The sequence below is a fragment of the Stutzerimonas stutzeri genome (assembly GCF_002890895.1).
Taxonomy (GTDB): Bacteria; Pseudomonadota; Gammaproteobacteria; order Pseudomonadales; family Pseudomonadaceae; genus Stutzerimonas; species Stutzerimonas stutzeri_AB.
In genome coordinates, this window is record NZ_POUL01000008.1 from 79,308 (window position 1) to 101,129 (window position 21,822).

General features: G+C 62.8%; 22 protein-coding genes. All 22 read right to left on the reverse strand.

The annotated features are described in order from the left end of the window. Window positions 1-11: 11 nt before the first annotated feature. Entirely contained in the window at window positions 12-1,238 is a 1,227-nt protein-coding gene (locus tag CXK96_RS15425) for a beta-ketoacyl-ACP synthase (RefSeq protein WP_102837327.1), read from the reverse strand. Then, a complete protein-coding gene (gene fabG, locus CXK96_RS15430) occupies window positions 1,238-1,966 on the reverse strand; it encodes a 3-oxoacyl-ACP reductase FabG (protein ID WP_102837328.1) in 729 nt (242 codons plus the stop codon). The genes CXK96_RS15425 and fabG overlap by 1 nt, the downstream gene beginning before the upstream one ends. Next, a complete protein-coding gene (locus CXK96_RS15435; RefSeq protein ID WP_102837329.1) occupies window positions 1,963-2,415 on the reverse strand; it encodes a hotdog family protein in 453 nt (150 codons plus the stop codon). Before CXK96_RS15435 ends, fabG begins: the two co-directional genes overlap by 4 nt. After that, window positions 2,412-3,599: a beta-ketoacyl-[acyl-carrier-protein] synthase family protein gene (locus CXK96_RS15440; RefSeq protein ID WP_102837330.1), complete on the reverse strand. Its 1,188-nt coding sequence runs from the start codon at window positions 3,597-3,599 to the stop codon at window positions 2,412-2,414. The genes CXK96_RS15435 and CXK96_RS15440 overlap by 4 nt, the downstream gene beginning before the upstream one ends. Continuing rightward, window positions 3,596-4,123, reverse strand: a complete 528-nt coding sequence (locus tag CXK96_RS15445) for a DUF3261 domain-containing protein (protein ID WP_102837331.1) — start codon at window positions 4,121-4,123, stop codon at window positions 3,596-3,598. Before CXK96_RS15445 ends, CXK96_RS15440 begins: the two co-directional genes overlap by 4 nt. After that, window positions 4,120-5,373 (reverse strand): NAD(P)/FAD-dependent oxidoreductase, encoded by a 1,254-nt coding sequence (locus CXK96_RS15450; protein ID WP_102837332.1) that lies wholly within the window; start codon window positions 5,371-5,373, stop codon window positions 4,120-4,122. Before CXK96_RS15450 ends, CXK96_RS15445 begins: the two co-directional genes overlap by 4 nt. Before the next feature lie 148 nt (window positions 5,374-5,521). Further along, window positions 5,522-7,861 carry an MMPL family transporter gene (locus CXK96_RS15455; RefSeq protein ID WP_102837333.1) on the reverse strand — a complete coding sequence of 780 codons (2,340 nt, stop codon included), beginning with the start codon at window positions 7,859-7,861 and terminating at the stop codon, window positions 5,522-5,524. Continuing rightward, on the reverse strand, window positions 7,845-8,462 hold the full coding sequence (locus tag CXK96_RS15460) for an outer membrane lipoprotein carrier protein LolA (protein ID WP_102837334.1): 618 nt from the start codon (window positions 8,460-8,462) through the stop codon (window positions 7,845-7,847). Before CXK96_RS15460 ends, CXK96_RS15455 begins: the two co-directional genes overlap by 17 nt. After that, entirely contained in the window at window positions 8,462-8,887 is a 426-nt protein-coding gene (locus tag CXK96_RS15465; RefSeq protein ID WP_102837335.1) for an acyl-CoA thioesterase, read from the reverse strand. The genes CXK96_RS15460 and CXK96_RS15465 overlap by 1 nt, the downstream gene beginning before the upstream one ends. Further along, a complete protein-coding gene (locus tag CXK96_RS15470) occupies window positions 8,880-10,418 on the reverse strand; it encodes an HAL/PAL/TAL family ammonia-lyase (protein ID WP_102837336.1) in 1,539 nt (512 codons plus the stop codon). Before CXK96_RS15470 ends, CXK96_RS15465 begins: the two co-directional genes overlap by 8 nt. Continuing rightward, the gene (locus CXK96_RS15475) at window positions 10,405-11,346 is read right to left on the reverse strand and encodes a glycosyl transferase (RefSeq protein ID WP_102837337.1); all 942 of its coding nucleotides are present in this window, start codon (window positions 11,344-11,346) and stop codon (window positions 10,405-10,407) included. The genes CXK96_RS15470 and CXK96_RS15475 overlap by 14 nt, the downstream gene beginning before the upstream one ends. Further along, window positions 11,343-12,107 (reverse strand): glycosyltransferase family 2 protein, encoded by a 765-nt coding sequence (locus CXK96_RS15480; protein WP_272888513.1) that lies wholly within the window; start codon window positions 12,105-12,107, stop codon window positions 11,343-11,345. Before CXK96_RS15480 ends, CXK96_RS15475 begins: the two co-directional genes overlap by 4 nt. A 56-nt stretch (window positions 12,108-12,163) precedes the next feature. Then, entirely contained in the window at window positions 12,164-13,843 is a 1,680-nt protein-coding gene (locus CXK96_RS15485; protein WP_102837338.1) for an acyl-CoA synthetase family protein, read from the reverse strand. Continuing rightward, on the reverse strand, window positions 13,840-14,418 hold the full coding sequence (locus tag CXK96_RS15490; RefSeq protein WP_102837339.1) for a hypothetical protein: 579 nt from the start codon (window positions 14,416-14,418) through the stop codon (window positions 13,840-13,842). Before CXK96_RS15490 ends, CXK96_RS15485 begins: the two co-directional genes overlap by 4 nt. An 82-nt stretch (window positions 14,419-14,500) precedes the next feature. Next, on the reverse strand, window positions 14,501-14,758 hold the full coding sequence (locus CXK96_RS15495; RefSeq protein ID WP_045430740.1) for an acyl carrier protein: 258 nt from the start codon (window positions 14,756-14,758) through the stop codon (window positions 14,501-14,503). A gap of 1 nt (window position 14,759) precedes the next feature. After that, window positions 14,760-15,032, reverse strand: a complete 273-nt coding sequence (locus tag CXK96_RS15500) for a phosphopantetheine-binding protein (protein WP_102837340.1) — start codon at window positions 15,030-15,032, stop codon at window positions 14,760-14,762. Next, window positions 15,013-15,822, reverse strand: coding sequence for a lysophospholipid acyltransferase family protein (locus CXK96_RS15505; RefSeq protein WP_102837341.1), 810 nt, complete (start codon window positions 15,820-15,822; stop codon window positions 15,013-15,015). Before CXK96_RS15505 ends, CXK96_RS15500 begins: the two co-directional genes overlap by 20 nt. Then, window positions 15,798-16,517, reverse strand: a complete 720-nt coding sequence (locus CXK96_RS15510; protein ID WP_102837342.1) for a beta-ketoacyl synthase chain length factor — start codon at window positions 16,515-16,517, stop codon at window positions 15,798-15,800. The genes CXK96_RS15505 and CXK96_RS15510 overlap by 25 nt, the downstream gene beginning before the upstream one ends. A 323-nt stretch (window positions 16,518-16,840) precedes the next feature. After that, on the reverse strand, window positions 16,841-17,275 hold the full coding sequence (gene trxC / locus CXK96_RS15515) for a thioredoxin TrxC (RefSeq protein WP_102837343.1): 435 nt from the start codon (window positions 17,273-17,275) through the stop codon (window positions 16,841-16,843). An 86-nt stretch (window positions 17,276-17,361) separates the two neighbouring features. Next, window positions 17,362-18,639: a bifunctional O-acetylhomoserine aminocarboxypropyltransferase/cysteine synthase gene (locus CXK96_RS15520; RefSeq protein ID WP_102837344.1), complete on the reverse strand. Its 1,278-nt coding sequence runs from the start codon at window positions 18,637-18,639 to the stop codon at window positions 17,362-17,364. Between the two features lie 91 nt (window positions 18,640-18,730). After that, window positions 18,731-20,521 carry an SLC13 family permease gene (locus CXK96_RS15525; protein ID WP_102837345.1) on the reverse strand — a complete coding sequence of 597 codons (1,791 nt, stop codon included), beginning with the start codon at window positions 20,519-20,521 and terminating at the stop codon, window positions 18,731-18,733. Between the two features lie 529 nt (window positions 20,522-21,050). Then, the gene (locus CXK96_RS15530; protein ID WP_102837346.1) at window positions 21,051-21,590 is read right to left on the reverse strand and encodes an alpha/beta fold hydrolase; all 540 of its coding nucleotides are present in this window, start codon (window positions 21,588-21,590) and stop codon (window positions 21,051-21,053) included. Between the last annotated feature and the right edge of the window lie 232 nt (window positions 21,591-21,822).

The following is a 21,822-nucleotide window of genomic DNA, read 5'->3' on the forward strand; positions in this document are numbered from 1 at the left end:
GGGTGAAAAGGTCAAGCCCAGCGGCGGAAGATCAGCGACGTGTTGATACCGCCGAAGGCAAAATTATTGTTCATCACATATTCGTGCTGCATGACGCGCGGCGCGGCGACGATGTAGTCCAAATCACCGCAGCGCGGATCAATGCTGTCCAGGTTGAGCGTATGGATGTAGCGGTCGTGGTTCATCATTTCGATGCTGAACCATGACTCCAGAGCGCCGCAGGCACCTAGCGTGTGACCGAGAAAGCTCTTCTGCGAGCTGATCGGCATGCCTTTGCCGAACAGCGACTGGGTCGCCAGGGTTTCTGCAATGTCGCCCTGTTCGGTCGCGGTGCCGTGGCCATTGACGTAGCCGATAGCCTCGGGCGGCAGTCCGGCATCCTCGAGGGCCAGCTGCATGGCGCGGCACATGGTCAGTTGTTCCGGCTTAGTGGCGTGTTGGCCGTCGGCATTGCTGCCAAAACCGATCAATTCGGCGTGAATGGTGGCGCCCCTGGCCAGGGCGTGCTCGAGCTCTTCCAACACCAGCATGCCAGCACCTTCGCCGATCACCAGGCCGTCACGACCGGCATCATAGGGGCGCGGAGAGGTATCGGGTGCGTCGTTTTTCAGGCTAGTGGCATACAGCGCATCGAAGACCATGGCTTCGGTGGCGCACAGCTCCTCGGCACCACCAGCAAGCATCATCGGCAAGCGGCCGAACTTGATCGCCTCGTAGGCGTAGCCAATGCCTTGGCTGCCGCTGGTGCAGGCGCTGGACGTGGGAATCACGCGGCCAGTGAGGCCGAAGAAGATGCTGATATTGGCTGCCGTGGTGTGCGGCATCATGCGGATGTAGGAGTTGGCGTTCAGCCCGTCGGCCACCGAGTTGAGCAGCATGTTGCCGAAGGCCTTGATCTCCTCGGTACTGCCGGTGGATGAGCCGCAGGCAACGCCCATGCGTCCGTCGCGGATTGATGAATCATCGAGCAGGCCCGCATGAGCCAGGGCCTGTTCGGCGGCCTTTACCGACAACCGCGACACCCGACCCATGCTGCGCAACTGCTTGCGCGTCCAGTGTTTAGGGACCGCGAAGTCATCCACCGGTCCTGCTAGTCGGGTGTTGAGCTCGGTGAACCGGTCCCACTCGGGCATGTAGCGAATGCCGCTGCGGTTGCTGCTGAAGTGAGCCTCGATGCTGGCCCAGTCGCTGCCCAGTGAGGTGATGCCGGCCATGCCAGTGACGACGACGCGCTTCATCAGCACAACCCGCCATTGACGGCGAGCACTTGCCGGGTGATGTAGCTGGCCTCGTCCGACATCAGGAAGTTGACCGCGCCGGCGACTTCCTCCGGTGTGCCCATGCGTTGTGCAGGGATCATTTTGAGCATTTCCTCGATGGGCAGATCGTCATCGAGCATGTCGGTATCGATCAGTCCGGGAGCCACGCAGTTGACAGTGATGCGGCGCTTGCCGAGCTCGACGGCAAGCGCCTTGGCAGCGCCGATCACGCCCGCCTTGGATGCGCTGTAGTTGACCTGCCCGCGGTTGCCGATCAGCCCAGATACTGAGGTGATGCAAACGATTCGTCCCGGCTGGCGGCGGCGGATCATGGGCATGGTCAGCGGTTGAAGGACATTGTAGAAACCGTCCAGGTTGGTACGCATGACCAGATCCCAGTCGTCCTCGGTCAAGGCCGGAAAGGCGCCGTCGCGGGTCAGCCCGGCGTTGCAGACCACTCCGTAATAGGCACCGTGGGTTTCGACATCCGTTTCCAGCTGTTCGCGGCATTGCGCGCGATCCGCTACATCGAACTGCAGGACCCGCGCCGTGCGGCCCATCTCCTGAATCTGCGCCTGAACGGCTTCCGCCTCGTCCCGCCGCGCGCGGCAGTGCAAGACAATGTCATGACCACTTTGCGCCAGGCGCAAGGCAATGGCGCGGCCGATGCCGCGGCTGGAACCGGTGACAAGGATGCTTTTACTCATGGTGAAGGCTCTTGCAGATAGCTCGCCACTTCGGGCGGGCGAAACACATTGAGACGCGCCTCGGCATGGATGCCTGGCCCGTCGAGATGGCATTCGAACACGCCCATGCCATTGTCATCCTGCAGCGAACGCAGCGCATGGATACGTAACTGGCTGCCGGCCGGGAAGTGCTCGACGTTGCATTGGAAGCGGCGGGTGCCCAGCAAAAAGCCCAGCTCCACCGGCTGCCCGGCCAAGCGCGCCTGGCAGCCGGCAAAGGCTGCGACGGTCTGCGCCATGATCTCGATGCCGGCCCAGGCCGGGAGGCTGCCGTCAGGCAGGTTGAGCAGGCCGGTGCTTTTGACCCGCAGGTGGGTCGTGATGCTGTCGGCATCAAATGACTCGACCGCATTGAGCAGGATCATGTCTCCGGCGTGAGGCAGTAGCTCGGCGACTGGCCAATCGATCATGGTGCATCCCCCAGGATCAGGCTGATGTTATTGCCACCAAATGCAAAGGAGTTGCTCATCATGCGCCGCGGCCGGCTCGCTACCGCCTTGGTCCCGACTGCCGTCAGATTCAACTGCGGCAGGTCGGTATCTTGCTCGCCGTCCCAGCGATGCGGCGGCAGCAGTTGTTCAGGGTTATGGTCGGACAGCGCCAGCCAGCAGAACGCCGCTTCCAATGCGCCCGCGGCGCCCAGGGTGTGGCCGGTGAGCGGCTTGGTGGATGAGCAGGGCACACCGGTCGGAAACACCTTGGCCACCGCCAGGCTCTCCATCGCATCGTTATGCCGCGTGGCGGTGCCGTGCAGATTCAGATAGCGGATCTGTTCGGGTAGGGTCCCTGCGCTGCTCAATGCTTTGCTCATGGACTCAATCGCGCCCAGCCCCCGCGGGTCGGGAGCGGAGATGTGGTGGGCATCGGAGCTGGCGCCGCCGCCTAGCAGGGCAATTGGCGAACGTTCACGGGTCATCAGGAAAACAGCAGCGGCTTCGCCAATATTGATGCCGTCGCGGTTGGCCGAAAACGGGTTGCAGAGCTGGGCGCTGGTCGCCTCGAGTGCGCTGAAACCGCGCAGGGTCAGATCACACAGGGTGTCGACGCCACCACAGATCACTGCATCGCAGATGCCCGCATCCAGCAATCGCTTGGCGCTGAGCAGTGCGCGCGCACTGGACGTACAGGCCGTGGATATCGAGTAGCTCGGACCGCTGAGCTGCAGGCGCTCGCTGACGAAGCTGGCCGGTGCGCAAAGCTCCTGATGGCTGTAGTGATAACTGGTCGGAAGGTGGCCGTCTCTTGTAAGGCGGGCTATCCCCTGCGTCGCCTCCTGGATACCTGAGGTGCTGGTTCCCATGACCACGCCGACGCGGCTTGGGCCAAAGCGGGAAATCGCCTCATGCAGGTCGGGTTCTATTTCCTCCAGCGCAGCTAACAGCAGCTGATTGTTGCGAGTGACATGCTGCAGCGGCGCATTGCCAAGTGAGGGAAGCTCGCCGGTGACTGCACCGACCGGCAGGCTGCGCCCGGCAATTGTTTGCGGATGTGGCTGCATACCTGAGCTGTCGCCTGCCAGCAGGCGCCGGGCGACTTCGGCCTTGCCGCGCCCCAGGGCGCAAACCAGGCCGAGTGCATTTAGGTAGGCGGTCATTGTTGGCGGGCTCCGGCTGGCGCGATAGGCGCGACACGATAGGTCAGCGTTGGCCCGACGTCGAGTTCGAAACCGCCTTTCTCCAGGTAACGAACGTGCCAGGTTGAACCATCGTCTGCCAGCGAGCGACCGTTCTGATGCAGCGTCCATGCGCTATCAGCATAGAGCTCTTCCAGCTGCTCGGCGGGGCTGAGTGCGAACAGCAAAGCGGCAAACAGCGTGCGCGCTTCAGCATTGGGCGGCAGCATCCCGTCGGCTTGCCAGCGCCCGTCGAGCAACAGCTGGCGCGCCAGCGGCACGCCCAGGGGATTGAGCATTGACCAGCGCAATGCCGCGCCTTCCTGCTGGATCACCAACAACCAATGATCCGTCTCGCCTTGCCCATGACGCTCGACATGCAGCTGCACCGGCAACGAAAGCCGTGGCATCTGGGGCGGCAGGGGCTGTTGCTGGGCGCAGGCGCCGAGCAACAGCAGCAGCGACAGCCAGGGCAGGCGTACCAGGTTGTATATCAACGAGATCATGCGGGCGCCGGAGTGGCGCAAAGCTCGGCCAATACGCGCAGGCGGCGTCGGGGCTCGGCGACATAGGGGTTGCTGTTGTCCCAGGCGTAACCGGCCAGGATCGAGCAGATCATCCGGCGAATCTCCGGCTGGGCGCGTTCATAGTAGATGACGTCCTGAAAGCTGCCGTCGTACCAGCCCTCGACATAGGCGCGGAAGGTTTCCACGCCCCGCTTGAGCGGCGCCGAGAATTCGCTGTCCCAATCCACCGCCTCGCCACTCAGCTGCCGGTGCAACACCGCTGCCGCCATACTCGCCGAGCGCATCGCAATGGTGACGCCGGACGAAAACACCGGGTCGAGAAACTCGGCCGCATTGCCCAGAAGCGAAAAGCCCGGGCCATGCAGCGCTTTGACGTTCGCCGAATAGCCATTGATCAGACGTGCTGGAGTGTCCCACTGAGCATGCTTGAGGATGCGCTGGAGGTTGGGGGCCTCCATGACGAATTCCTTGAGACAGGCATCCAGATCCAGCGGACGTCCTTCGTAGCGTTCGGCGCTGGCCACCACGCCCAGCGAGCAGCGACCGTTGCTGAACGGGATGGTCCAGAACCATACATCGCGCAGCTCCGGGTGGGTGGTGATGAGGATCTTGTCGCGGTCGAAGCGGGGGTCGACGATGTTGTCCGTGATGTGGGTGAATACCGCACGGCGCAGCGGAAAGCTCGACGGCGCTTCCAGATCGAGCAAGCGCGGCAGCACCCGGCCGTAGCCACTGGCGTCGAGGACGAATTCGGCCTCCAGCGCATACTCGCTACCGTCGAGGCGGCGCACCTGCAGACTCGGTCGCTGGCCGTCGAAATCCGCGGCGGTGATTTCCTCTTCGTAACGAATCTCGACGCCTTGCAGCGCGGCCTGGTCGGCCAGCAGTTGGTCGAAATCCGCGCGCTGAACCTGATAAGTGCTGCCGTGGCCCTCGGTAAATTTGTCGCGAAAATCGAAAGCGGTATAGCGGTCGCCGCAACCGAAGGCCGCACCATGCTTGGTCTGGAAACCTGCGGCCCGTACGGCTTCGAGCATGCCGGCTTCCTCGATGAAATCCAGGCAATGCGAGAGCAGGCTCTCGCCGATCGAAAAGCGCGGAAACCGCTGTCGCTCGATGATCAGCACGTCGTGCCCCTGACGCTTGAGCAGAGCAGCGGCGATGGCCCCGGAAGGCCCCGCGCCAATAACGACAACGCTACGGTTTTCAGAATGCGAGGAAGCCTTCATGTGTTCGACTCGACAAGGGTGACGGACGCCGATTGCTGCCGGCGGGTTGGGTAAAACAAAGGGTTATTCAGCAGAATGCCGTCGCCTGGCCTTGCTGGAAAGCCGACCAAGGCCAACTGAAGCCATGACGCCGCGCCGCGATGGACAGTCACGATGCTCGGTCTTCGGTGGTGTCTGCTGCCCAGGGCGCAAGCAGAAAAGCAAAGACCAGGCCGATGCCCACTGCCAGGCCAAAGTTGCTTACGGCCGGCGTGCTCGACAAGGCCAGCAGGCCGAACGACAACCAGGTGGTGACGGCTGCGAGAAGCGTGCCGACCAGGCTCACCGCCGCGCCGCCGATTCGCTCACGCATGAGGATCGCGTAATCGACACCGATCGCCGTCACGAGCAACAGGCCGAACAGGCCAAACAGGGTCAACGGCTGGCCCAGCCAGCCTAGACAGGCGAGGCTGCCCAGCGCTGCCAGCAGCGGAACAGCCAGGCAGCGCAGCGCACCACGCCAGCCGAACGGAAGACACAGCAGACCCAGAATAAGAACGGCGGCCAGCATCTTGAAGAACGCCGCCTGACGTTGGGTCTCGGCAAACAGACGGTTTAGCTCAGCGGGCCGGTCGATGAGGCTGACCCCGCCAATACCCTCAGCCAGACCGTGCAACGCTGAACTGTCGCGAAGTCCTTGCAGGCTGACCAGGCCCGCGACGGTGCCGTCCTTTCGAGTGCCCAGCCATAGCGGGCGCCAAGGTTCGGCAAGCGGCCCTGCCAGCACCTGGTCGAGGCCTGTCACCGGGCGCGTCTGCAGATCGGCCAATTCTTTCTCGAGCACCTCGATTGGCATGCCAAGTGCCAGCAGTGGCTGACTGTTCTCGAGCAGGCGCGGCAAGGCAAGATGCAGGCTTTCCTGAATGATGGTCGGCGCGGCCAACTGGCTCAGGGCGAGGTAGCCGTGCAGCTTCTGCTCCGCCACCAGCTCGTCGAGGCGAGCGCTTAGCGCTTCCTGGCGCTCCAATAATTCGTCGGGAGTTTGCGCACGAACGAGGAAATACTGGCTGGTCGGTTCGAAGCCTGTGATCTGGCCGATGCGCTCGGCTTGCTGCTGCAGCGCAGGCGCGCGGCTGACCCACTGGCGCAGATCGTCCTTGAACGACACCTGGCTGATACCGGCCAGGCAGAACACCACGAAGCCGGCCAGTAACCAGCGCGAGGAGACCCGGCCGAGCAAGCAGCGACGCACGTTCAAGGTGCGTTCAGCCCAGCTCAGCGGGGCGGCCCAGGGCTGCAAGGGAACGTTCACCAACGAGGGCAGTAGGCAGGTGGCGCAGGCGAAGGCCCCGAGCAGCCCCGCGGCAGAAAACACCGCGACCTGGCTCAGTGCCGGAAACGGAGTGAACGCCATGGCCAGATAGCCGATGACGTTGGTCGCCAGTGCCAGAGCGAGGCCGGGAAGCGTCAAACGCAGGGCCCGAAACGCCTGCCAGGGCTGCAATGTCCAGCTCTTGGACAGGTAGTGCAGCGGAAAATCGATGCTGACACCGACCAGGCTGGCCCCCAGCACCAGGGTCAGCACATGGATCTGACCGAACAGGGCTACGCAGGCCGCAGCGCCGCTGAGCGCCCCGACCAACACCGGCAAGGCGACCAGTAGGACGCGTGGGGTGCGAAACAGCAGATGCAGCAAGGCGAGCGTGGCGACGAGCGAGACGCTGCCGATCAGGCCTGCTTCCTCACGCGCCTGACGTTGCCCGTATGCGGCATGCAGCACGCCGCCAGCTGCGAGCAGTTCGCCGTGCTGGGATTCGACCCAGCGGCGAGCGGCACGAACCTGCTCGTCGACCAGCAGCGGCAGCTTGTCGTCAAAGGCGTCGCCGTCGATCTGCGCGTGGATCACGGCCCAGCGCTGACCGTCATGTTCAGCCACCAGTGCGCCATCGAGACGCGGGTGGATATGGCCGGGTTGCGGCAGTCGCCGCTGCGCTAGGTCGGCCAGCCCGAACCAGTCTTCTTCAACCGGCACCAGGCTGGTGCTTTCGAATGGGCTGAACAGGCGCTGCAGGCGCTGTTGGATGAACTCTTCGGGTGACGCGATGAGGGCTTCACGGCTGGCGGGGTCGAGTAGTACCAGTCTTTGATCCAGTAATTGCTGGCGCATCGCCGGCAGATCGGCCTGTACGGAGCGACGGATCTGCGCGAACAGGCCGCTGGCGTTGAGGTTGCCTGCGACTTCCTTGGCCAGCGCGACGGCAGAGTCTTCGTCTGCATGGTGAACCAGCAGCATCAGATCGCGATTCAGCGGTTCCTGCACGCGCTGCTCGGCGAGTTGCTCCAGTTCCCCAGGCGCCCCGCTGGGCAACAACTGCAGCAGATTAGCGCTGACTGGCGGACCATCGCGCCATTGCCATGCAGTCAGCCCGACCAGTCCAAGCAGGGCCAGAAAAAACAGTGAAGAGAGCCAGGCTGGCAGCCTGAGCGCATGATCAGTCGGCGAGGTCATGGTGCTCGCTTGGGCTCAACTGATCGTCGATCTGGATGTCGGTCAGCAGCAGCCGTGTGCTGTCGCCCTGGGTTTCACGCAGCTCGATACGCTCGGCGGTTGCCCCTCCCTGGATCAGAATGCTGGAGAAAATCTGTGCCAGCAGCCGGGAGCGCGGTGTCAGTGTCAACGCCCATGCCTGGGCAGTGCCAGACAGCTGCAGATCGAAATCTCGCTGCAAGGCTTCGGTATCACCCTGCAGTACGGCCAGAAACAGCTCGTTCTGGCGCGCTGCGGGCCCTTGCTGACTAGTCTGCTTCCAGCCGCTGGCCGTGCGTCGGGCGATTCCCGCCGCGCTGATCCGGTAATCCTGCTGCAGCGGACTTTGCAGGAACCACAGCAGACCGCTGTCGCCCGCCAGGACGAAGGTGCCCGCGCTGACCAGTGGCTGGGGCAGAGCGCGCAGGTATTTTTCCTGGGTGAAGGCGCCGCGAACAACCGTGGGTTCGCGCAGTTGCAAGCTGAGTTGGAGCAGGTCGAACGCATTGGCACGGGCGGTCACCGCCAGCAGCAGACCCAGCGCGACCAGCGCGCGCCAAGCGGGGCGGTTGAATAGGCGCATCACAGCAGTGCGCGCTCCACGGCATCGACCAGTACCTTTGGCGAGGCCAGCAGCATTTCGCGGGTGGCGATCTCCACGGCAACTTGAACGGTGCTGCCGCGCGTCATGCGCTCACCGGTTTCGGCGTCACTGATCAGGTAGTTGATCTTCAGGCGGTTCTCCCACTCGACCAGATCGGCGCGTACAACGATGCGCTGATTGAAACGGGCGCCGCGCATGTAGCGCAGCTGCACGTCGATGATCGGCCAGGCATAGCCGGCGTCTCTCATCTGCACGTAGTTGTGACCGATGCGGTCGAGCAGGGCGCAGCGCGCCATCTCGAAATATTTGACGTAATGGCCGTGCCAGACGATGTCCATGGAATCGACATCGAAAAAGGGCACCAGCACTTCGATTTCTGCCTGCAGTACGCCGCCCTTACGCATACAGCCCCCAGTGCCGCGCACGAATACGCTGGAGACACAGACGCAGCTCGCCTTCCAGCGCACGGTCTTCGGTCAGCGGTGGGAAGTCTGCGCCAAGCGCTTCGTGCATCACTGCGAGCGGTGCCGGGAGTGCCCGCGCCGCCGGCTGACGCTGGCGCAGCCAGACGCCCTGGTTCGCGGCAATCAGCGCGGCGGCAGCCACCTGTTCGGTCAGCTCCAAACTACGCAACGCGTCGCGTGCGGCAATGGTGCCCATGCTGACCTTGTCCTGGTTGTGGCACTCGGTCGAGCGCGAGAAGACGCTGGCCGGCATGCTGTTCTTCAGGGCCTCAGCGGTCCAGGCGCTGGCGCCGATCTGCACCGCCTTGAAGCCGTGGTTGATCATTGCCGTAGCGGCTGGCGCGCCGGACAGGTTGCTCGGCAAGCCGTGGTTGTAGCGGGTGTCGACCAGCAGCGCCAGTTGCCGGTCGAGCAGGTCGGCGACGTTGGCGACGAGATTCTTCAGGCTGTCCATGGCAAAGGCGATGTGTCCGCCATAAAAATGCCCTCCGTGCAGCACACGCTCGTTGTCGGCGTCGATGATCGGATTGTCATTGGCGCTGTTCAGTTCGGTTTCGATGAATTGCCGCAAGAGGCCCAAGCTGTCGGCCAGCACACCGAGCACGTGCGGTGCGCAGCGTAGCGAATAGCGGTCCTGCAGACGGTGCAGCGGGGCGGTTGGCGCCTCGATGGCGAGGTCTTGGCGAATCCACGCAGCCACCTGTGTCTGCCCCGGGTGCGGCTTGGCCGCGAACAGACTTTCGTCGAAATGCTCGGGATTGCCTTCCAGCGCGATGACGTTGAGCGCGGTGATCCGGGTGGCCAGTTTCAGCAGGTAATCGGCGCGGGCGTAGGCGAGGCAGGCCAGGCCGGTCATCACCGCAGTGCCATTCATCAACGCCAGAGCTTCCTTGGGCCGCAAGGTCAGCGGCGTCCAGCCAAGCTGGCGATGCACCTCGGCGGCGCTGCGGCGCTCGCCGCGATACATCACCTCTCGCTCGCCAGCCAGGGTTGCGGCGACATAGGACAGCGGCGTCAGGTCACCGCTGGCGCCGACCGAGCCTTCCTCGGGGATCAGCGGCAACACGTCATGTTCGAGGAACGCCTGCAAACGCTCGAGCAACTCGATGCGCACCCCGGACATACCGTGGGTCAGCGAGCGCAGACGAGCGCCCAACACCGCACGGGTGGCTTCGGCATCGAGCAGTTTGCCCAGGCCGCAGCCGTGGAAGGTGAACAGGTGCTGCGGCAGTGCCTCGACCTGATGCAGCGGAACAGCCACCACGCAGGAGTCGCCATAACCGGTGGTCACGCCGTAGATCACGCCTTCGCGATCAAGCAGGGTGTCGAGGAACTGCGCGCCGCGGGAAATCCGCTCGCGGAATACCGAATCGGATTGCAGCCGGGCGGGCGCATGTCCTTGGGCGACGGCCAGCAGGTCTTCGATACGCAGGTGGTTTTCACCAAAGGTCACGGGCTCAGCGTTGTTCATGGGTGTTCCAGAAAGGGTAGAAGTTGAACCACTGCAAAGGGGCTTCCAGGCAGCGTGCCGCCAGTCGATCCGCGTAGCGCTGAACCCACGCCTGCACCACGGCGTCGCGCTGGCCGCGCCGCCACTCGACACGATCGGCGAAGGGCTCCAGATGGACATGGAATTGCCCAGCATGTTTCAGGCAGAACAGCAGATTCGCCGGGCACTGCAGCAGGCCGGCCAGTAGCCAGGGGCCTTGTGGGAACGCGGCCGGCTGACCCAGGAAGTTGGCTGTGGCGATGCGCGCGCCCTGCAGCGGCACCCGGTCACCGGCGATGGCCAGCCATTCGCCCTGATCCAGCCGGTGGGACAACTCCATCATGATCGCCGGGTCCAGTTCACTGACCTGAATCAGCCGCAAGTTATTCGCGCCGGATTCATCCAGTAGCCGGTTGAACTGCTCGGCATGACGGGTGTGCACCAGGACGTTCATCTTTACCTTGCGGCCCATTTCCGCCAGGGCTCGGCAGATCTCCAGATTGCCCAGGTGTGAGCCGACCAGCAGCTGGCCGCGCGGCGCCTTGAGGTCAGCGTGCAGGTTGGCGCTGTCGTGCAGCACCAGTCGATCCAGCGCAAGGCGTCCGCCCCAGACATCGAGCTTGTCCAGCAAGGCATCGGCGAAGGCCATGAACTGGTGGTAGACCGAGCGCCAGCCGGGCGCCAGGTCGGCGCGGCCGCTATAAGTGGCAAGGTTCTGCTGGTACTGCCAGGCACTCTGCCGCGCGCTGCGGTTGAACAGATAGAAATACAGCACAATCAGGTACAGCAGCGGCGCCATGGTGCGGCGGCCAAGCAGGCGCACGGCCCAGGCTGTCAATTTCATCAAGGCAAAATTGCCCCGTTCGCGGTGCGCGGCCCAATGCGAGCCGGCTGCGGCTTTTTCGCTCATCGGCACAGCCGCCGCCAGAGCAATTTGGGCGCCCGCAGGAGCATGCCTCCAAACAGCCGTGCGTGCATCGAAGAGATCAGCAGGTTGTCGTGCCACAGGCGGAAATGCGAAACCCCGTCGACCGGATAATGCACCCGTGTCGGCAGCCAGACCATCGGCTGTTCACGCCAGTGCAGGCGCACCAGTACCTCGGTGTCGAAGTCCATGCGCTGCCCAAGCACCGTCGAGTCGAGTAGAGCCAAGGTTGGCTGCAGCGGGTAGACACGAAAGCCGCACATGGAGTCGCGGATCGACAAGGACAGCGTATTGATCCAGACCCAGACGTGGGTCAGGTAGCGGGCATAGAGGCGCCCTTTGGGCACGCTCGAATCGTACTGGGGATAGCCACAGATCAGCGCATCCGGCGCCTGGCTGGCGCGGTCGAGGAATAGCGGCACGCCGCTCAGGTCGTGCTGGCCGTCGGCGTCAACCTGCAGCGCATGGCTGAAACCGAGGCGCGACGCCTCGCGCAAGCCGGAGGCAACCGCTGCGCCTTTGCCCTGATTGCGGCTATGGCGGAGCAGGTGCACCAACGGGTGCTTTGCCAACTCATCGATAATTGCCGCTGCATCCGGGCTGGAACCGTCATCAATGAGCACGCACGGCAGGTCTTCGGCGAGCAACGCGCGGACGACATTGGGCAGGCTATCTTCGTGGTTGTAGACCGGCACCACCGCGCAGGGCTTGAACCAGTCGTCATCGATCGCCAGTGGCAACTGCAAATCGCGCTCTGTAACGGGCACGGTCGCCGTCACAGGCTCAAGCGGAGTAAGCGTGGTCACAGCGGATCTCCCAGCAGAATGCGGCCGGACGAGCAGGGCGCGTCGCCGTTGCGGTATGCGAAATGCAGCTTGCTGCGCTCGCGGTCGAAGCGCAGGGTCAGGCTCAGCTGATCACCGGGGCGGGCCAGCTGCTGAAACTTGAGCACCTCCATGCCCTGAAAGCTCGGCGGCAGGTCAGTGATCAGCTCTTGGGCAAGGCCGATCGCCCAGTCGATCTGCACCACGCCGGGCAAAACCGGAGTCTGTGGGAAGTGCCCGGTGAAGTGCGCCAGATCCGGCGGGACGGCCAGCTGAAGCTGCCATTGATCGTCTTCCTGACAAGCGCTGAGACGCTCGGGCTGCAGCGGACGCGGCGCCTGCAGCAGCCCGTCGAGTTGGGTCTGGGGGAGCTTGCCCTGGCTGTTGAAGGGCAGCTGGGTGACCAGCCGCCAGCGACGCGGCAGGGCCAGCGCTTCGCAGTGCTTCGCCAGGTGCTTGCGCAGCGTCTCGGTCAGTGCGCGCCGACCACCGTTGCGCAGTGCATGCAGGCCCGCCTCACTGAGCGCAACCAGCGCCGCGAGGTAGGCGCGGTTTTCGTTGATGACGCCGAGCCTTGTATCGCTGACAAAGGGATGTTCGTTCAGCGCTGCTTCCAGCATCGTCAGGGAAATGCGTTTCTCTTCCAGCTTGACGATGCGGTCAAGTCGGCCGAGCAGTTCGAGGCGCCCGTCGGCCTCGATGCGCGCCGCATCCGCCGTCTGTTCAATATGGCCGGGAGGCAGGGAGGGTGAGGCGACGCGCAACGCGCCCTGTTCGTCCTGGCTCAACTGAACGCCAAAGAAGGGGTGCCACAGCTTTCCGCCCTGGCGCCAGGCGATGCCTCCCGTCTCAGAGCTGCCGTAGATTTCAGTTGGCAGCTGACCCAGGCGTTGCTCCAGTCGCTGCGCGGCCTCGGCATCCAGGGCTCCGCCCGAGGAAAAGACCCGACGCACACTGCGCAATGCCGGCCAGTCGAGGTTGTCACCCATCCGCTTGAGCAATGCCGGGCTGGCCACCCAGCAGAAGCGTGGATGCTGACGGCTGGCCAGCTGGATGTCTTCTGAGAAGGGCTGTGCGCGGCGCATGAAGGGCCGGCCAGCGCACAATGGCCAGAGCACCCGGAACAGTAGTCCATAGATGTGCTGCGCGGCGACGCTGGCGATCACGCAGGCGTCGCCGAGATCGGCTCCCCAGCAGGCTTCGAGCGTTTCCACCTCGTTCGCCAGCTGGCGCAGGCGTTTTTCAATCAGCTTCGGTTCGCCGCTGGAGCCGGAGGTGCAGAGCAGCAGTCGGCACCCGTCCAGATCCAGCTTCGCCCCTTCGAGCGGCTCGGCCAGCAACTCTGAGAGTTTGGCGTCGCCATCCTGATCCGTTAGCCACAGATCAGCCTGATGGGCCAATCGTGAGCGGCTCGCAGGTTGCAGATCGGCCGGCAGCAGTACCGTGACGCCTGCTCGCCAGGCACCGAGCAGCGCAACTGCCAGGTCGGCTGCATCTTCCAGATGAACAGCCAGTCGGGCAACGCCACGATTGCGCAGTCCCGCGGCGAGGCGCAGCGCGCGCTGTCGCAGCTCGGCATGATCAAGGGCGGGGTCGAGCGTGACCGGGCGAGACTTGGGCGCCTGGTCGAGCAGATGTTCGAGGGCAATCCAGTTCATGTCGCTTTCCTGACTCGCTGGCGTACCAGCCATTCACCGGCGAATAACAGTCCCATCAGCAGATAGGCGATCAGCCCGGTGTACAGCGTCCACCAGCTCAGCGGCGCCCAGAGAGCGAGTCCGCTGGCGATGCCGGCATTAATGATGAAATAGCCCAGCCAGACCCAGGTCACCTGGCGCGTATAGCGTATCGCCGCGGGAGGGAGGTCGGGTTCGCTCAGCCGCGCCAGGCGCTCGATGATCGGCATTCCCGTGCAGAGGCTGCCGGCAAACAGGCCGAACAGGGCCAGACTGATCAGCACCGGGTACCAGCGCAACAGGGCTGGCTCGCCCGCCAATCCGAGTAGCAGGCAGAACAGCAGTGCGCTTGCAGCCATCGTGTAGTTAAGCGGTGTCTGCTTTCCACTAAGCAGCTTTGCCACCCAGAGCGCACCAAGCAATACGGCAAACAGGCGCGGCGACAGGTGCTCCAAACCCAGGTAAACGGCGAACGGGTAGGCGAGACCGGCCAGCAACAGGCAGAGTCCTGTCATTCGGCTGGCGTTCGCCTTAGCTGTTCGTGCGGGAGGTTGCATCGTGCCGTCCGTTTGCGCATAAGAGCTTGATCCAGGTAGCGCTGGGCTCCCCGGGCAATGCTTGTTCGGTTGTTCGGTAGGGTCAGGCCGGCTGAGGGTTCACCAGTCGATAGACCGCTTCGACGACATCGCCAACGGTTCGTACCGACTTGAACTCCTCTGCGGCAATCTTCTTGCCCGTCTGGCGCTTGATGTGATCGATCAGGTCGACCGCGTCGATGCTGTCGATTTCCAGGTCCTGATAAAGGTTGGCTTCCAGGCTGATCCGCTCGGGTTCGAGTTCGAACAGTTCGACCAATGCATCGCGCAGGGTCTGGAAGATCTCGTTGCGGCTTTCCATCTCAGGCTTCCTCGGTGACGGCGCGGTGGGCGCTGACGTAGGCGGCCAGGCTGCCGACACTGGCGAAATGCTTGCGGGTGTCCTTGGCGTCGGCGTCGATCTTGATGCCGAAGCGCTTCTGGATCGCCAGACCCAGTTCCAGCGCGTCGACCGAGTCCAGCCCGAGCCCGTCGCCGAACAAGGGCTGATCGGCTGCTATGTCGTCCGGCCCTAGGTCTTCCAGACCCAGGGCGTCGATGATCAGTTGCTTGATTTCAAGCTGCAGTTGGCTCATCGAGTGCGAGCTCCTTTATGAAGTGTCGATGCAGATGATCGTTGAGTTGCCGCGAGGCGATAGGTGCTGCGCCACGCGAAGCGAACACCTGCGGGTCGATGTCCTCACCGACGCGCAGATGGAAATGAAAACGTCTTGCTGGGATGCGATACCAGGGCTCGGCCTTGGTGAGGGTGGTGGGCGTTACGCTGATCACTACGGGTGTCACCAGACGCGCACCGCGCAAGGCGATGGCCGCCGCACCCCGATGAAACTGCGGTGCCTGGCCTGGCGTAGTGCGCGTGCCTTCGGGAAAGATGATCAGCGTCTGGCCCTGGCGCAGCGCGTCTGCGGCTTCATCCAGCATCTCGGCGCTGCCGTTGTTACTGATGTACTGAGCCGCACGGATCGGCCCGCGGGTGAAGGGGTTGTCCCACAGGCTCTGCTTGACCACACAGTTGGCGTCGCGGATCAGTGCGATCAGCACCACCACGTCGATCAGCGAAGGATGGTTGGCGATCACCAGTTGTCCTGGTCGGCCGAGGCGTTCGGCGCCCTCGACCTCGTAGGTCAGTACGCCGCTGCGATACATGAACTGAACGAATAGCCAGAACAGCCGACTTACGGTCTGGCGCGCCCGACGGCGGTGTTCGGCTTTATCGCCTGGCAGCAGAGCCAGCAGAGGGAAAACGATCAATCGCAGACAGAGCCCGCCGACACCGAACAGCATGAAAGAGAGTCCGGTCGCGACCAGACGCCACAGCCACGGCGCGCTGTATCGACGGTTCAATGAGTCTGCTGCCAGTTCCATTGGCGGCTCCCCCATTGGTTTTGCAAGGTCGGTTTGTTGTTGAGTAGTGCACGGATCAGATTAATCGCATGCGGATGCGCGGCGCAGGTCGGGGTTGGCTCGGCGGTTCCGAGGCTCAATTGCCAGGCCCTGCCCGGCTTGAGCAACAGAGCCACGGCATAGGGGAAGCTGACGTCATTGATCCAGGGCGCATAGACCGTTGGGGGCTGGTCTTCGGCGACCACCACCAGCACTTCGGGAGCGCCTTCGCCGAGCAGTAAGGTGGCTTCAAGCACGGCATGCTCCAGCCCATCACCCTCAGCGGCCAGCGAGGTCATCTCGCTCGTGTTCTGCTGCTGGATGGACCAGAGCCCTATGATCGCGTTGTGCACCGACAGGCTGAACTGTGTGGGGGAAAGCGGTTCCTCACCGGCGAGATCATTGAGAATGGCGAAGGTGCGCGTGGTCTCGCCGTGACGGGAGGCATAGACCAGCGGCATCGCTGGTCGGCCGGCCGCCAGAGGTGTGGCCACGGCAAAGACCATGCGCGCCAGGCGGCTCAGGCGGCGACGTTGCATGGCCGGCAGGAAGCTGACGTCCGGTTGTACGTCACCACTTTCGAGCTCGCACGGATCCCGGGCCCAGTCGGTCCAGTCATCAGTGCTCACCAAGCCTGGAGCCCAGGCCTGCCATTGATCGATTTCGAATTGAATCACGCTGAACTCACCGGCTCATCCTCGAGCCTTGTTATTGGCGTGTCGACGTCCCTGTACAGCGACTATCGGTAAATGTCTGCCGTGAAAACGGCGGCATTATCCAATCGCGGTGGAACCTAGGCAAACGTTGCGTGAAATATCCGGATAAAAGGCAGGCCTAATGCACGGAACCGTCGGTCGGAATCGGTTGTCTGTTCTAGATTTGCCCGTAGCGGTTGGGCGACGACGCTCGTGTTCCGTGGCGATGCAAGCGGCAAAGCCGCTTCGGCCGCCTAACCTTCTGTCGCATGGCAGCAGCCGAACAGGCTACCGGACGGCGGCCGTCATATCCCGTGCTGTTGGAGCCAGGCGAGCAGCTGCGGCAACGGCATCGCGCCGCTCTGGCGCGCTACTTCCTTGCCCCCCTTGAACAGGATCAGACTGGGGATCGAACGAATGCCGAGCTGGCTCGACAGCTGCGGATTGGCCTCGCTGTCCAGTTTGGCCAATCGGCAGCGGCCCTGCAGCTGAGCGGCGGCCTGGGCGAAGATCGGGGCGAAACTGCGGCACGGGCCACACCAGCTGGCCCAGACGTCCACCAGCAGCGGCAAATCGCCCTTGATCTGATTGGTGAACTGGCTTTGCTGCAGCTCGAATGGTGTGTTTGGCAATGCATCGGACTTGCAACGTCCGCAGCGCGGCGCGTCATGCAGCCGATCAGCGGGAATACGGTTGAGGCTGGCGCACTCTGCGCAGGGGATGATCAGCGAGTCGGTCATGGCGAGGCTCCACAGCGGTCTGTCGCACTAATGTGGAGCCTCGCTGGCCGATATCAAGCATTCTCGGCGAAGCGGCGCTGCTGGCCTTAGCCCTTTGCTGCGTCCAGGGCCTGGGTCAGGTCGGCGAGGATGTCATCGATGTGCTCGATGCCGATGGACAGACGGATCAGGTCCTGAGAAACCCCGGCTCGGGCGAGTTCTTCGGCATTCAGCTGGCGATGCGTGGTGCTGGCTGGGTGGCAGGCCAGCGACTTGGCGTCGCCGATGTTGACCAGCCGCACGATCAGCTTGAGCGCATCGATGAAGCGCGCCCCGGCCTCCATGCCTCCTTCGATGCCAAAGCAGAGAATCGACGCTGGTGTGCCACGCATATAGCGACGCGCCAATTCATGCTCCGGATGATCGGCCAGCCCGGCATATTTCACCCATGCCACCTGCGGGTGTGCCTGGAGGAATTCGGCAACCTTCATCGCGTTCTCGCAATGGCGTTCCATGCGCAGCGCCAGCGTCTCCAGCCCCTGTAGGATCAGGAAGGAGTTGAACGGTGAAATCGCCGCGCCCATATTGCGCAGCGGCACCACTCGGCAGCGACCGATGAAGGCGGCGGGGCCGAATGCCTCGGTGTAGGTGACGCCGTGATAGGAGACGTCAGGCGTGTTCAGCAGCGCGAAGCGCTCCTTGTGCTGCGCCCAGGGGAACTTCCCTGAGTCGACCACGATGCCGCCAATGCTGGTGCCGTGACCGCCCATGTATTTGGTCAGGGAATGCACGACGATGTCGGCGCCATGCTCGATTGGCCGGCAGAGCATCGGCGTGGCGACGGTATTGTCGACGATCAGGGGCACACCGTGGCGGTGCGCTGCGTCAGCCAGTGCCTGAATATCGATGATGTTGCCCGCCGGGTTGCCGATGGACTCACAGAAGACCGCCTTGGTCTTGCTGTCGATCAGTGCCTCGAGCGCGGCGATGTCGTCATGAGCGGCGAAGCGCACCTCGATGCCCTGGCGCGGCAGCGTGTGCGCGAAAAGGTTGAAAGTGCCGCCGTAGAGCTTGGCTACCGAGACGATGTTGTCGCCAACTTCGGCGATCGTCTGGATGGCATAGGTGATCGCCGACATGCCCGAAGCCACAGCCAATGCCGCCACGCCGCCTTCGAGTGCTGCGACGCGCTGTTCGAGCACGTCGGTGGTGGGATTCATGATGCGCGTATAGATGTTGCCGGGCACCTTCAGGTCGAACAGGTCCGCGCCGTGCTGGGTGTCGTCGAAGGCATAGGAGGTGGTCTGGTAGATCGGCACAGCCACTGCACGAGTGGTTGGGTCCGGGCTGTAGCCGGCATGGACGGCGAGGGTTTCCAGCTTCATGGGCGCTCCTTGTTCTTGTTCATCGGGGCAAAGGCCCGAGAGCATGAAACTGAACACCGATGCGGTCAATGACCCAGAGCAAGCGCTGCCATCAAAGCGGTGTGAGCGGCCAGAAGAAGGGAATGACCAGCGTGGCGACGACCCACAGCAACAGGTTCAACGGGATGCCGACCTTGAGGAAGTCCGCGAAGCGGTAGCCGCCGGCGTTATAAACGAAGGTGTTGGTCTGGTAGCCGATCGGCGTGGCGAAGCTGGCGCTGGCCGCGAACATCACCGCGACGACAAAGGCCCGCGGGTCAATGCCGAGCTGCTGGGCAAGGCCGATGGCGATTGGCGTGACCAGCACCGCGACGGCGTTATTGGACAGGATCTCGGTAAGGACCGAGGTGAACAGGTAGATAAATCCAAGCATGAACAGCGGGCCGGCCCAGGGCGTCAAATCAACCACGCCCGAAACAATCAGCTCGACCAGTCCTACCTTGTTCATCGCAACGCTGATGGCGAGCATGCCGAAGATCAGGCTGAGAATCTTCCAGTCCACGGCCTTGTAGGCATCTTCGACATCCAGGCAGCGGGTCGCCAACACCGCAGCGGCGCCGATGATCGCCAGGCCTTCGATCGGCATCACGCCGAACGCCGCCAGCAGCATCACCATCAGCGTGGTGCCGATGGCGATCGGTGCCTTGTCCCGGCGATACGCACGTTCCTGAACCGCATTGAGGCTGATCAGCTCGCCGTTGTCGGCGAAACGCTTGATCTGTGCCGGCGTGCCCTCGACCAGCATTACATCGCCGAACTGCAGCTGAAAGTCGTCGAGGTTGCCCTGGATATTTTCATCCTGGCGATGCACCGCCAGCACATTGATCCCGTAGCGGGCATTGAGGTCGAGGTCGCGCATCGGCCGATGGCTGTAACGCGAATTGCGCCCGACGATGGCCTCGGCGAGCACCTCATCCTCGCTGCTGATGGTCTCGAAGGCATCCCCACGGTTGAAGGTCAGATGGCCACTGCCGCGTAGCTCAACCACATCCTTGACCTGGCCGTGGATCACCAGCACATCGCCGGCCAGTAATGTGAAATCCTGCTCCGGTCGGCTGTGCAAGTGGGCGTCGCGGTCGACCTGCAGCACCTGCAGGCCGCTGCCACCGTTGAGGTTGGCCTCGGCAATGCTCTTGCCAATCACCGACGACCCCTGCGGCACCCTCAGTTCACTCATAAAAGTGCGATCAAGCCTTGGCCCGAGCAACTTGGACAGGGTGTCGCGCTCCGGCAGCAGTCGCTTGCCGATGGTCAGCATGTACAGCATCCCGGCCGCAGCGAGTACCAGCGCCGCACCGGTAATCTCGAACATGCCGAACGGCGCGAGGCCCGCCTTACGCGCCACGCCGTCTACCAGAATGTTGGTCGAGGTGCCGATCATCGTCAGCGTGCCGCCAAGGATCGTGGCATAGGAAAGCGGAATCAGCAGCTTCGAAGGCGTGGTGCCGGCCCGCGTAGCCAGTGATATCGCCACCGGCGTCAGAATCGCCACCACCGGCGTGTTGTTCAGAAACGCCGAAATGACCAGCGCAGTAATCGTCAGCCCGCCGAGCACACGGGTCGGGCTGGTGCCGACCAGCCCACCCAGCCAGTTGCCCAGCGCATCAATGCAGCCGGTACGCTCCAGCGCGGCGGATATGACGAACATGCAGGCAATGGTGACGGGCGCCGAGTTGGACAACACCCCAAGCACCTCCGCTGGCGTCAGCAGCTGGACGGCGATCAACACCGCCACCGCAATCGCCACCACGATATCCGGACTCCAGGTCTCCCGCACGAAAGACACCAGTACCCAGAGCAGCAAAGCGCAGACGAACAGCAGCGGCAGTGAATCGGAGAGCATGAACGTCCTTAACGTGGCGTAACGACCGGCCAAACACAGCGGCCACGCGCGAACGATAGAGGTGAGCTCTTAGAGAGTCTAGGAACGTTTGTTCAGGTTTATATGCGATTTTGCTATTTAACTGGCTGATCGTATCGCCGCCTCACATGAGGCATTTGCAGTGGACGGCGGCAGAAAAACGAAAAGCCGCGCAATGCGCGGCTTTCGAGTTGGTGGGCCCACACGGACTCGAACCGTGGACCAAAGGATTATGAGACCTACAAGCCGATAAGCTGGATATTTGTAAGTCCTTGTTCTGTAAGGCTTGATTGGGAGACGTCAGCCCGTTCCCGCAGGAATGCGGGACCAGAAAGAGACCAGACGGTACATGATGGACCGTAGAGGGAGCGGAAGGATACGGCGCAACGCAAGCCTCAATGCCTTACATTACTTTTAGGCGTAGCGACCTGCTGCGTGCCGTATTGCTAAGTTGCCAGCTGCGGGCACGGCTGTTGTCTTCTTGTAGAAGCACGATTGCAAGTAGTAGAGGTTACTTGCAACTAGCCTTTTCGTTAAGTAAACGCGTCATGCCCGCCCAGCCAACCTCATGGCTTGCCCCAACACGTCTCACCGTTGCGCATCTAAATCTGTTCTCCCGAACTATCGAATCGACCAGCTCTTGCGGGACTACTTTGTCCTCGGCGCCAACGAAGTGCACTTGGGGCAGTAGTCTCAGGCGTGGAAATTGGTTGAGACCCTTAAGGCCGTTAAGCGGAGAGATAGAATGGTGCTGGGCCCACGCAGCCGGATCAAGGTTGCCTGCGATGGTTTGAACTTGTGTTACATCAGTACGAAGCCCGGCCATCACCAGTGCTATGTAACCGCCACCTGAGTAGCCGATCAGCTCTAGGCTTCGCGCACCATGACCCTCTTTCAGCTTGTCCAAGGCTTCCTCATAGCTTCTTATGACCGGTGCCGCGAATCGCTTGTCAGTCCACATGGAAACACCACACCCGGCGCTTTTATGGAATTGACAAGGCCTGGCGAGATACACCGATGGGCGCGGATCTTCCATGGCCAACTGCATCATGAGCAGATTACGTGGCGATGGGTCCGTACTTGGTTGGGTGCGTGTGGCCCAAGCTTTGCCATCACCTTCAATATAGATTCGGAGAACCTCAGCTGCGCCTGTACTAGTCCGAGTTGCGCTAACAAGGTCGTACTCGGATGTATGGATGACATTGGTTTTCCCTTGCCTAGTGTTTACGGCTCGCTCAAGGGTCTCCATATGGGTTGAGCAGCCAAATAACGAGGCGAGTGCG